8 protein-coding genes are annotated in these 11,833 nt (G+C 63.9%); 4 read left to right on the top strand and 4 right to left on the bottom strand.

Features of this window, described 5'->3' with window-relative positions; translation table 11 throughout:
• Positions 1-181 precede the first annotated feature (181 nt).
• A complete protein-coding gene (locus QJT82_RS37555) occupies positions 182-1,312 on the top strand; it encodes a GNAT family N-acetyltransferase (RefSeq protein ID WP_028343306.1) in 1,131 nt (376 codons plus the stop codon).
• Between the two features lie 74 nt (positions 1,313-1,386).
• On the opposite strand, the gene QJT82_RS37550 is transcribed toward QJT82_RS37555, so the two are convergent.
• Entirely contained in the window at positions 1,387-2,607 is a 1,221-nt protein-coding gene (locus QJT82_RS37550) for an NAD(P)/FAD-dependent oxidoreductase (protein WP_028343307.1), read from the bottom strand.
• 598 nt (positions 2,608-3,205) lie between these two features.
• Here QJT82_RS37550 and QJT82_RS37545 point away from each other — a divergent pair.
• Positions 3,206-4,552, top strand: a complete 1,347-nt coding sequence (locus tag QJT82_RS37545; protein WP_028343308.1) for a polysaccharide biosynthesis C-terminal domain-containing protein — start codon at positions 3,206-3,208, stop codon at positions 4,550-4,552.
• Positions 4,553-4,673: 121 nt separating this feature from the next.
• Here QJT82_RS37545 and QJT82_RS37540 read toward each other — a convergent pair whose 3' ends face one another.
• Positions 4,674-6,782, bottom strand: coding sequence for an exopolysaccharide transport family protein (locus QJT82_RS37540; protein ID WP_028343309.1), 2,109 nt, complete (start codon positions 6,780-6,782; stop codon positions 4,674-4,676).
• 279 nt (positions 6,783-7,061) lie between these two features.
• On the opposite strand from QJT82_RS37540, the gene QJT82_RS37535 reads away from it, so the two are divergent.
• A complete protein-coding gene (locus QJT82_RS37535) occupies positions 7,062-8,252 on the top strand; it encodes a glycosyltransferase family 4 protein (RefSeq protein ID WP_028343310.1) in 1,191 nt (396 codons plus the stop codon).
• Between the two features lie 15 nt (positions 8,253-8,267).
• Positions 8,268-9,824: a hypothetical protein gene (locus QJT82_RS37530; protein ID WP_035632676.1), complete on the top strand. Its 1,557-nt coding sequence runs from the start codon at positions 8,268-8,270 to the stop codon at positions 9,822-9,824.
• Between the two features lie 18 nt (positions 9,825-9,842).
• On the opposite strand, the gene QJT82_RS37525 is transcribed toward QJT82_RS37530, so the two are convergent.
• Together QJT82_RS37525 and QJT82_RS37520 are read right to left on the bottom strand one after the other, a co-directional pair.
• Complete coding sequence (locus tag QJT82_RS37525) at positions 9,843-11,045, bottom strand: ABC transporter substrate-binding protein (RefSeq protein ID WP_035632677.1); 1,203 nt, start codon at positions 11,043-11,045, stop codon at positions 9,843-9,845.
• Between the two features lie 55 nt (positions 11,046-11,100).
• Complete coding sequence (locus QJT82_RS37520) at positions 11,101-11,802, bottom strand: SDR family NAD(P)-dependent oxidoreductase (RefSeq protein WP_028343312.1); 702 nt, start codon at positions 11,800-11,802, stop codon at positions 11,101-11,103.
• Between the last annotated feature and the right edge of the window lie 31 nt (positions 11,803-11,833).

Genomic DNA, 11,833 nt, shown 5'->3' with positions numbered 1-11,833 from the left:
GCTCGCCCGTAATTTTTTGGCCGCTGTTCATCTCGCCGCTCTCGTCGCATATTGGCTCAATTGAGTCTGGACCCTAATACAAATCGTATTCTGCCGCTGCCCGAGCCGATCGACCTTTGCTATAAGGGCGGCGTGCCGGATTCAATCGGCGCTTTGAAACTGTCGTTTTGTTTGGTCTCACATGAACAAGAATGATGACGCGTTCGATGTCAGCATCGACGACGCATTCGACTTCCTGTCTGAAGAGTACGTGACGTTATTTGAAGGCTCGGACGCGACCGCCTTCCAACATCCGCTATGGCTGGACAGCCTTTACCGCAAGCTCGCTCCCGCCGCGTCGGCCAGACCGCTGGTCGTCGCCGTCCGCCATCGTGCGAACAAGTCGCTTGCGGCCGTGCTGCCGATGCTGCGCGTGCGGCGCGGCCCGATGCGCACCATCGAATTCGCCGATCTCCGCGTGTCCGACTATCTGTCGCCGGTGTGCAGCATCGCGACCTTCACCGACCTGCTGCAAGACCAGGCTGCCTGCGAAAGGCTTCGACAGCTGCTGCGGCCGTTCGACCTGCTGCGCATACCCAAGCTGCTCGATGCGAGGATGCGGATCGAGAATCTGATCGGCGCGCCCCACCGCAGCCTGATGGATACCAATGCTTACGCGACGGTCCTGGTCGCGCCGTTCGAGCAATGGCAGATCAATGCATTGGGAAAGTCGTATCAGAAGGAGTTGGCAAAGAAACGGCGCCAGATCCACAAGAAGGGCACACTCACCTTCTCATGCTGCGACGACAGCGCTTCCATCGGCGAAGCCATGGAGACGATGAGAAAGTTTCGCGGACCGCGGTTTCACGAACAGGGTGATGGCGACCTGTTGCAGCGACCGGAGTATTTCGATTTCTACTCGAGCGTGGCGCTTCGCGGCATGGGCTCCTTTGCCCGGCTCTACGCCATGAAGATGGACGGCAGCGTCATCGCCACCGCGCTTGGGCTGGTCCACCGCGGCAGCGTCCTCGTCGTCATGACGGCGTTCGACATCGAGGGATACAAGAGCCAATCGATCGGCGCGCTGACATTCGAGAGCGTCGCCAGGGATTGCGTCGAGCGCGGCGACCGCGTGCTCGATTTCACCATCGGTGACGAGCCCTACAAGATGCAGTTCGGCGGTCAGCCGACGCCGATGTCGGCGGTGACGCAGGCCGGCAGTGCGGCCGGCTCGCTCGCGCTGTTTGCCTTGAAGCAGGCGCCCTGGATCAAGCAGGCCGCCAAGCGTGTGACCGACCTCAGGCCGGTCCGCACCTCGACCGGCACGCGCTAGAGCGCGATGAGATCGGCTCGGATCATCATCGCGCTGCAGCACATTGTGAACATGATCTCGGCGCGACGACTCGCCTAGCGGAGCGCGCTGCGGACACGCATCACCCATCCCGGATGAATCCGGTCCACCCGGTGGGTGATCATGCGGCGCAGGAAGTGCAGCTTCCGCCGCAAGTTCCAGCGCACACCGGTGTTCAACGTCAAGGCCTGGCGGAAGTTCGCCAATTGCAGCGAGTGCTGATCGGCGGCGAGCTTGTCCCGATCGGAATAGAACTGCGCAATCTTGTCCACGCCCATGCCGGCGGTCTCCAGCCAGCGCGGCACATAGTCCGTGCAAAGACGTTCGACGTCCACCAGCAGTCGGCCCACGCCGGTTCCGGCTGCGGGACAATTGGTCTGAAACGCATCGCCGATCAACACGACGCCCGGCTGCAGATGGCCCTCGGTCACAGTCAGATCCATGACCCAGTTCTGCACCTGGCCGACCACCTCGAAATCGCCGAGATAGGGCTGCAATCCCGGCATCAGGCGAAGCAGCGTCCGTCTGGTGTCGCGGCGCAGCTCGCGCATGATCGGATCGGTCGGATCGCGGAACATGAACAGGTTCGCGCGCATGCCGCCCGACATCGGAAACAGGCTGAGATAGTCGACACCGTCAGCCGCCTCCTCGCCATAGCAGGTCAGCGCATCGAAATCGAACGGCGCGTTGTCCGGCCGTGCGATCGTGAAGCCGAACGAGACCGAGTGGCGCGCGGCAAGCATCTGCCGGCGCATTCCGAGACTGTGGCCGAGCATGTTTGTCATGCCGGTCGCCAGAATGACCAGACGCGAGACGACGCGCTTTCCGGAGGCCAGCGTCAACTGCTGACGTTCCTCGCTGCCGCTGACATTGGTCACCTGGTCGAGCAGGAAGCTCGACGCATCGGGCGTCAGGCCGCGTGCCATGTTGACGAGGTTGGCATAGGAAATCCCGTAGGACCGGCCGACGCCGATATCGACCAGCTTGCCGCTCCTGATGTTGAGCACCTGGTCATAAGGCGCGGCAATGGCCTCGACGTCGTCGATGAAGCCGAGGCGGCGCAGGATATCGATCTGCCGTCCGGCGATCTTCTCGACGCGGAATTCGTCCGGCGGGATCGAACGCTTGTCGATCAGGATGACCCGGTACCCGGCTCGGGCGAGCACAGCCCTTGCAAGCGAGCCTGCCAAACCGGCTCCGACAATTGCGACGTCCGCTTCGATGACCTCGGCCTCGCAGGCCACGATCGGCTTGGTCGCACTTTTCTCGGCAATCATGTTTGTCCGCTCCGACGGCTAGAGCGTTTTCGAGCGAAGTGGATACCGGTTCGCGTGAAGAAAACGCGTCAAAACAAGAATCTAGAGCCCCGTTCCGATTCCATCGGAACGGGAAAAGCTCTGGTTGGCCGCAGAACTGCAATTTCCTTGCCTGCGCTGCCGCCTTGCCGATCGAGCACGGCGAGTTCCAGAATCGAGGTTAATGAAAACGTCCGGACCACGATGAGCGGTCTCTCGGCACATGGCTTGCACGACGGTCGGCCATGAAACCGAACCTTTGCAGGCTCCGCAGCGGGATGGCGAGGCGATTGCCAGGCCATCGAGCTGCGACAGATGGCGTTGACGCGCAAGCGCAGTCTCATCCGGCAAGGTCCGCGCCACTGGACTGGGCGCCGGAGGCAAATCCAACCTGCGCCGTTTGGAGACAGGGCAGACGGCGCCGTTCCAGAATGGAGCAACGCGACCTGGCCCCGTTCACAACTGCGTTGGGCCCGGAAGCCATTCGAAAGGAACGGAATCTTAGCAAGAGAACATTAACACTCCAGGCTTCACCGATTGCTACGGTCAACAGCCCCGACTGGATATTGAGACATCTCTGGTGATTGCCTCCGTGCTCCAATTGTTACGGCGCGACGTCACGCGCGGCGTTGCCGGGACCATCCTGCTCAAGGTTGGCAGCGGCGGGCTCGCATTCGCGTTGTTCTCGCTGGCCGCGCGGGCGATGACGCCCGACGCGTTTGGACACTTCGCAACCCTGCTCTCCGTCGCCCAGATCGCCTCGGTCGTGGGCCTGGTCGGCCAGGAGCTGCTCCTGGTTCGGTTTCTCAATGAGTATGAGGTGCGCGGCCAGACCGCCTTCACCAAGGGTGTGCTGCTGACGAGCCTGAAGAACTCAGCGATCGGGATGCTGATTTCGATCGCCGCGATCGCCGCGGTGGCAGGCATTCGCGGCGAGTGGTGGCTCTTGATCCTGTCGGTCTCGGCGTTCACCGCGGTCAATGCAGGGCTCATGCTCGGCAGCCAGATCGCGCGATCCCTGGTCAGCATCCTGATGGGCGAAGGCAATCGGGAGTTCTTCTGGCGCGTCGCCGTCGTCCTGTTCCTGATCGCAGTGCTGTTCGGCCACCGGCAGCTTACCCCCGCCGAGCTGTTCAGCGCGATGTCGGCTGCGATGGCCCTCGGGCTCGTCGTGCAGATCGTATCGATCGTGCGGGTGCTGCCGAACCTGCGGTCGGTCACGGCGCGCTTCGAGACCTCGCGCTGGAACAAGAGCGCATTCCGGTTCTGGCTCGCCTCCATTCTCGAAGCGGCAAACCAGTATTTCGACGTCATCCTGGTCTACTGGATGCTGGATCCGGCCACCGCCGGCGTCTATTTCGCCGCCTCGCGGCTGGCCAACATCTTCGCCATGCTGTCGGCTGCGCTGTACACGTTCGGCGCGCGCCGGCTCCCCTCGCTGTACTTCAGCAAGAATCACGACGAGCTCGAACATACGCTGAAGCTGATGGCCGAGGTGACCGCGCTCTGCGTGCTCAGCGGCCTCGTCATTGTCTGGGTGGGCGCCCCCCATCTGCTCGGCCTGTTCGGACCGCACTTTGCGGCGCAGCAGTGGGTGTTGATCGTGCTCGCGATCGGAACGGCCTTCCAGGCGGCGGGCGGGCCCTCTGCTGCTGTTCTGCAGCTGACAGGCCATGAGCGCGATTACGTTCCCGTTGTCGCAGCCAATGTGGCGTTGCGGCTGCTGGGATTTGTCGTGCTGATTCCCTGGCTCGGCGTGCTCGGCGCCGCGATCTCGGCGACGGTTTCGCTGGTCGTCGCCACCATCGCGCTCAACGTGCTGTGCCGGCGGCGGACCGGCGTCGACCCATCCATTCTGGTGCTGTCGCATCTGTGGCCGTCGAAAGGTGACGCCTACGCGGTCCGCGTTGCGGACAGCAACGACTAGAAGCGTTTTTCGAGCGGAGTGGATACCGGCTCGCGTGAAGAAAACGCGTCAAAACAAGGATCCAGAACCGCGTTCCGATACTATCGGAACGGAAAAGGCTCTAGCTCCAGCCGTACCGCCTTCAGCTCGCCAGGCCCAGCGCTTCGTCCCGGGGACCGCGAACGGCGGCATTGACCGCCACGCGATTGACGACCAGCGCGGTCGGGACCGAACCATACCCGGATAGATCGGCCCGCGCCTTGCCGATCGCAGCCGAGTTGGCAGCCCCTTCGCGAACCACGAGGATCACGAGGTCGGCATGGGCAGCCAGCGCCACCGCGGCCGGCTGCAGGGCAAGCGACGATGCGTCGACGATGATCAGGCCGAAATCGGCGCGAATATCGTCCGGCGGATAGGGTGGCGTCTTGCTGCTGGCGCCCAGCAGTTCGACGACGGACGGCAGATCGGCCTTGATGATCCCCGATCCTTGCGGCGGCGCGGCCTCGGCGCGCCTGGATTCCATCTCGATCAGGACGCTGAGCGTGCCGTTCTTGACGGCGGATCGGTTCAGCGACCGTGCGACGGTGCTGCCGCCGGCGCCGCCCTCAACCGACAGCAGGAGCGCCACCTTGCCGTGGTCTCCCGGCAGCTGCTCGATGTTCTCGATCAGCAGCTGAAGATGCGGACTGAGTTCAGGCTCGGCCGTCGTCGCGATCGGGGTCTGCCAGACGCTCCTGACGGCGTCCGGCGACGGTATGTTGGGAATGCGGGCCAGCACCGGCAATCCCGGCGGCAGCGCGGGTTGCGGCGCGGCGGGCGCCGGCGGTGCAGGCGCCTCGGCCCGACGAAGCGGCGGAATGGCCTTGATCGGGAGCTGCTTCAGATTCAGACCGGGAACGGCGACGATCGCCGTCGACGTCAGCAGCGAGACGATCGCGAGCGCGACCAGCAACAGCGGAAGCGGCGGCAGCGTCGAGCGCACCGGCGGCGTCGCAGGCGATGCGACCTTGGTCTGCGAGCTCTGCAGCAGCCGCTGCTCGTCGGTGGTCTTGTAGCGCGAGAGGAATTGCTCGTAGATATTCTTGTTGGCATCGGCGTCGCGCTGCAATTCCTGCAGCTTGACCAGAGCCTGACCGTCGACCAGGATTTGCTGTTCGACCGCCTTCTGCTGATCCTCGAGCGCCTTCTGCTGATCGCGCTGCGCCTCATATTCCGACTTCGCGGTGTCGATGTTCTTCTTCCGCTCGATCTCGATCTGGCGGTTGAGATCGTTGAGCTGGCTGAGGGCCATCACGAGGTCTGGATGACGATCGCCCAGCACCCCCCGCTTCTGTGCGATCTGGTCGTTGAGCGCGGAGCGCTGGGCGCGCAGCGCACTCAGCAGGTCCTGCTTGACCGGCCCGTCGACATTGGCCTTCAGGTCGCGCTGCAGTTGCTCATAGCGGACCTTGGCCTCCTCGGTGCGGGCGCGCGCGGCGGCGACCTGCTGGGTCAGATCGGTGACGCGCAATTGCTGCGTCGTCGATTCCTTGCCGGCGTTGACGATCCGGTGCTCGAGCTTGAACTTCGCCACGGCATCTTCCGAAGACCGCAAGCGGTCGTTCAATGTCTTGAGCCGGCTCTTCAGCCAGTCGGCGGCTTCGTCGGTCGCCACGCTGCGCGTGCCACGCTGGCTGGCGACGAACGCCTCAGCCACCGCATTGGCGTAATACGCCGCACGCTGCGGATTGTTGGACGTGAACTTGATGGCGATGACATAGGTCAATCCGCGCCGGGAGATGTCGAGCCGGTTGCGAAACCGGTCGAGCAGGCGCGTGGGGTCGGTCCTGCCGCCGGAGATGTCGCTGTCCTCGGCGACCTTGAGTTGCTCGATCAGCGGCCCGAGAAATCCGTCGGATTTGGCGATCTCGACATAGCTCTGCAGTGCTGCGGCGTCCTGACCGATCCCCGGCAGGACGTCCTGGTCGGTGGTCACGCGCTGTTCGCGCGGGTCGACCACGACGAGCGCGGTCGCGGCATAGCGCGCCGGAATCAACATCAGCAGAATGACGCCGACCGCGAAGATCACCGCGGCGAGCATCAGAATGCGTTGACCGTTCTCGCGGAAAAATGCCACCACGCCGGGAATGCTAAGCACGCCCTTGGTGGTTTCCGCAGAGGATTGGCTGGCCGGCACGCCGGCAGTTTCCCACGACGCGGCGAGTTCCGTGGCTTCGGAACGTCTCGAGCCTACGCGGTTACCGAACTTCATGAGGCTGTGACTCGAATTCAACTGACAGTACTGCCCCAACGTAAATATCTATGGTTAATCCGCGGTTACCCCCTCTTCATGCGGCCGTAACCAATTAGTTAACGAGCCGGCTGTACCCTTTGTGTGAGACAATGGCTCTCGATTGCTGGCGATGTCTGACCGCACTAAATGAGCAGTAACCTCAACACGCGCTACTCGGTGTACGAGCGCGCTTCGCGTGATAAGCACGCGCGCAATAGCGAGGGAGCCGTCGCCACTCCTTCGACGGGTGAGGAAGCCGTGCTCCATTACAGGCCAAGCACAGAATTGCGCGAGGCATCGACCGCATCACGCAATCAATCGAACGAGAGCAAGCCGAAGCTGCGTGTCGTCCTGGTACAGACCCAGGCCGAGAACGCCGGCGCGCAGGAGATATCGCGGCTGGTCGGCGCGGGCCTGACCGCGCGCGGCTATGACGTCGCCAACCTGTTCTTCTTCCGCAAATCGGATTCGTTCGACGAGCCGCCCAATACATTCTATTGCGCACCGAGCCGCCCGGGAAATCCGCTGGCGCTGCTGCGGATGCTGTGGACGCTCGCCGCTCATCTCAGGACCCTCAGGCCCGATGTCGTGCTGACCTTCCAGCACTTCGGCAATGTGATCGGCGGAGGCGTGTCGCGGCTTGTCAGCCGCGCTCCTGTCATCGCCAACCAGGTGTCCTCGGCGATGTCGATGAGCGTGCCGGTGCGCGCCGCCGACATCATCATGGGCTCGGCCGGCTTCTTCCAGTGCATCACGCTGAATTCGCGCGACATGGAGCGTGAATATGCGCGCTATCCCGCGCCCTATCGCTCGCGCATGACGCACGTCCCGCATGGCTTCGACGACAAGTCGCACAGCCTGCCGAAGGACGTCGCGCGGCAGCAATTCAAGCTGCCGCCGGATCGCACGCTGCTCGGCTGCGCGGCACGGCTGCATCCGCACAAGCGGCTCGATGCGGCAGTTCGCCTGCTGGCCTCCGACCAGTCCTGGCACCTTGTCCTCGCCGGACAAGGCGCGGATGAGGAACGGCTGCGAGCCCTGGCGAGCGAGCTGAAAGTCTCGGACCGGCTGCACTTCATCGGCGAGATCCCACCACGCCAGATGGCCGATTTCCTGGCGTGCCTCGACGTCTTCGTATTTCCGACACAGGCCGAAACCTTCGGCCTCGCCGCGGTCGAAGCCGCGAGCGCCGGCATTCCCTGCGTCGTCAACGATCTTCCCGTGCTGCGCGAGGTGCTGTCCTACCAGGGACAGCCTGCCGCAGTGTTCGTTGATGCTGCGAACGAGGCCGAGTTTTCGGCCGCGGTGGCGAAAGTCCTGACCGATCGTTTGTTGAGCGACCAGCTGCGGCAAAGTGCCGTGGGCCTGAAGTCGCGTTATTCGTTGGATGCCATGATAGAGGAATACGTCCGCATTCTCGGCAATGCCGTAGGAGTGGACGCGCACTAGGAAATCGGGCTGGACATGATTATCGAGTTTCGCTGCGATCGCGCGCAGGCGCGACTCTGGATGCGTCGCGAGACGCTGCGCGTCAGCGATCAGGATATTCCCGTTCAAATCGCCTGGACTGCGACGCCGGGGCCGAGGCCTGCCGGCCTCGACATGCTGTTCGAACTCGAACGCATCGTGCTGCGCAAGGGCAAGGCCGGCGATGCCGACAGGCTGAAGACGATTGCGGAACGTCCGCGCATGGGCAGCCCCGATGTGGTGGTCGACTTCACCACTGCCGAGCGGGACCCGAACTGCTCCGCCGGGCTCTATCTCCGTCCACGCTTCAACGGACAGGCGGGCGAAGCCGCCGCACTGGCCGCCATTCTCGCCGGCGACCTGCCGGTGATTGAAATCGTCAACGAGCTCGACGGCATGGTCATGGACCGCGGCCATCCCTCGGCGGAAATCGCGGCCGGCCTGAGCGGCGGGCTCGAAACGGTGATGGCGCGCACCTTGTCCATGCTGCCGCCGATATTGTCGGGGGCTCCGCGCCTGGTGCCACAACTGGCTGTGCCGGCGGCCGGCAGCGCGCCGCGAAATCCCGCGCCCTTTGTCCTGCGCGGCGTCGCGACTTCGATCGCGAAGGAAATCTACCGTCTCTGCTGCTACGCGCCGCATTGGCATGTCGGCTGGCGCTACGCCGACAACGCGGATGTCTGGCGGACCGGTGACCTGTCGGGACCTGCCTGGAACGTGCTCGGCGATCCCGGCAATCACTTCTATGCCGATCCCGTCCCGGTGAAATGGCAGGGCAGGACCTTCGTGTTCTTCGAGGACCTCGACCACCGGACCGGCAAGGGCATCATCTCCGCGATCGAATTCGACGGCAACGGACCGGTCGGCACCGTGCTGTCTGTGCTCGAAGAGCCGTGGCACCTGTCCTACCCGTTCCTGATCGAGAACAACGGCGAACTGTGGATGATCCCGGAAAGCACCGCGCATCGGGATGTCCCGATCTACAAATGCGTCCGCTTTCCCGACAAGTGGGAACGGCAAGGCACGCTGTTGTCCGGGCTCGAACTCGCCGACGCGACCATCACGCAGCATGACGGCCTCTACTACATGTTCGGAGCCTGGCGCGACGGCACCGGCGGATATTCCGACACGCTGGCGATCTATTACGCCGAGCAGTTGTTCGGCCCCTGGCGGCCGCATGCAAGCAATCCGATCCTGATGGATCGCGCGACGACCCGGCCGGCCGGCAATTTCGTGACCGTCAACGGCAAGCTGTGGCGGCCGGTGCAGGACTGCACCAACGGATACGGCGCGGCGCTCGGACTTGCGGAAGTGCTCGAACTGTCGCCGACGACCTACAGGCAGGCCGTGCGCCATCTGCTCAAGCCCGGGCCGCTGTGGACCGGACGCAAGCTGCACACGCTCAATCGCTGCGGCCAGCTCGAGGTGATCGACGGCTCGCGGGTCCAGCCAAAGACCGCGGCCTTGCTGAACAGCCTGCGGTCGAGCGACCGGTCGGCGCAGCGGGAGTGGCAAAACACGCTGGCGAAGCCGATCGCACGTCGGCTCCACTAGCGCCTCGGTTGGCCCGGCTCAATTCAGGTCGGCGCTCAGCACGCCGCCGAACTGCTCCCATGAGCTTCCGGTCCAACGTTGCAGCTGAAGCTGCGTATAGGCCATGCTGTTGTCCGGACCTGTGTTGATGGTGATGCCCGGCATCAGGGTCGGCAGCACGAGCCCCCTGATGTTGCGCGCCTGCTTCACGATGTTCTCGCGCGAGAGGTCGTCGCCGCACTGCTTCAGCACCTGTTCCAGGATCTGGCCCTGCTGGGTGCCGAACAGATAATTGTTGTCGCCGATGTCGGCGCCGGGAAGATACTTCTCGAAATGGGCGCGATACCATTTCATGCCGGGATCGTCGGCCCACTTCTTGTCGTTCGGATCCTTGGTGACGGTCGCCACGACAACGCCCACCGCCTTGTCCGCTCCCGCCGGCACGATGGTCGCGGAAACAGAGCTCGACACGTAGTTGACGATGGTCAGCGGCGACCAGCCGATCTCGTTCGCCTTCTTGATCGCCTGGGCCGCGAATTTCGGCGTGCCGGCGATCAGGAACGCCTGCGCACCCGACGCCTTCAGCGTCACCACGCGGGATTCGATCGTCGGCTCGGTGACCTCATAGGGCGACGTCACCACCTTCTTGTCGAAATCGGCCTTCAGCACCTCCTTGAACGCGGCCACGAAATCGCGTCCGAGATCATCGTTCTGGTAGAGGATTGCGATCTTCGCATCGGGCGCCGTCTGCGTGATGTATTTTGCGTAGATCTTTCCTTCGGTGTTGTAGCTCGGCAGCCCCGTGGTGGTCAGCGGAAACTCGGTGAAGTTCGCAAACTTGGTCGCGCCGCTGACGACGAACAGATGCGGCACCTTCTTGGCGGTGACGTATTTGATGGTCGCGCCGATGCCGGGCGTGCCGAGCGGACTGAACAGGAACGCCACCTCGTCGCTCTCGATCAGCTTGCGGGTCTGCTCCACGGCCTTGGGCGGCGTGTAGGCATCGTCATAGGTGATGAGGTTGATCTTGCGGCCGTTGACGCCGCCGCGGTCATTGACGGAATGGACGTAGGCGATCAGGCCCCTGCCGGTGTTGCTGAGCGGCGACGCCGGGCCGCTGAACGGGAACGTCGCTCCGACCTTGATTTCCGACTCCGACACCCCCGGCGTTTCGGCGCGGACTGGAGCTGCGGCAAGCGCCGCGAGCATCGCAACGGACACGGCAAACGTCTTCAACAGCATGAAATTCCTCCTGAGCTTTTATGAATTGACCAATTCCTGCAACCGCCGCGCGGCGCTACCAGGCTTCGCCGAACGGCCTGATCTCGACGTTGAACGACCACGCGCTGCGATCCTGATGGGCGACGTGCCAGACCTCGTCGGCGATCGCTTTCGGCTTGATGAAGAAGTCGTCCGGCCGATCCGGCCAGCGCTTCCGCGTCCACTCCAGATCGATCACGGCATCGATCACGAGATAGGCGACGTGCACGCCTTGCGGCCCGAGATCGCGGGCCATCGCCTCGGCGAGAATCCGCTGCGCTGCCTTGGTCGGCGCGAACCCCGCGAAGCCGGCCTTGCCGCGCAGGGCCGAGGTGTTGCCGGTCGCGACGATGGCGCCCTTGCCCGCACCGATCATCGCCGGCGCGAACCGCCGTGCCAGGTACAACAGTCCCATCGTGTTGACCTGGAAGTTGCGATTGAGAACCTCCGGATCGATCTCGCGGAAGGTGCCGAACGCCCCGCCGACGGCGTTGTGAATGACCACGGCGGGATTGCCGAGATCGTGCTCCACCGCGGAGGCCACCGCCTCGACCTGCGCGGGATCGGACACATCGCATCGATAGGCCTTTGCGCCCGGCAGCTGCTGCTCGAGCGCGGCGAGACGCGCCTCGTTCCTGGCGAGCAGCGCGACGCGGTAGCCGCCCTCGGTGAATCTCCGGGCGAGCGCCGAACCGGTGCCCGGCCCAACGCCGGATATCAGACAGACAGGTGCGGTCATGCGATCAACCCTCCGCGTTGCGGCCTATGGC

Origin of the sequence: Bradyrhizobium sp. Mp19, assembly GCF_029952935.1 — a bacterium.
Lineage (GTDB): Bacteria > Pseudomonadota > Alphaproteobacteria > Rhizobiales > Xanthobacteraceae > Bradyrhizobium > Bradyrhizobium elkanii.
Note: the sequence above shows the minus strand (reverse complement) of the source record. Positions and strands in the feature narration are given on the sequence as shown.

What these genes read in the sequence shown, in the direction of transcription:
- QJT82_RS37555 (WP_028343306.1), top strand. Translation starts at nt 182, where the DNA reads ATGAACAAGAATGATGACGCGTTCGATGTCAGCATCGACGACGCATTC.
- QJT82_RS37520 (WP_028343312.1), bottom strand. Translation starts at nt 11,802, where the DNA reads ATGACCGCACCTGTCTGTCTGATATCCGGCGTTGGGCCGGGCACCGGT.
- QJT82_RS37550 (WP_028343307.1), bottom strand. Translation starts at nt 2,607, where the DNA reads ATGATTGCCGAGAAAAGTGCGACCAAGCCGATCGTGGCCTGCGAGGCC.
- QJT82_RS37540 (WP_028343309.1), bottom strand. Translation starts at nt 6,782, where the DNA reads ATGAAGTTCGGTAACCGCGTAGGCTCGAGACGTTCCGAAGCCACGGAA.
- QJT82_RS37530 (WP_035632676.1), top strand. Translation starts at nt 8,268, where the DNA reads ATGATTATCGAGTTTCGCTGCGATCGCGCGCAGGCGCGACTCTGGATG.
- QJT82_RS37525 (WP_035632677.1), bottom strand. Translation starts at nt 11,045, where the DNA reads ATGCTGTTGAAGACGTTTGCCGTGTCCGTTGCGATGCTCGCGGCGCTT.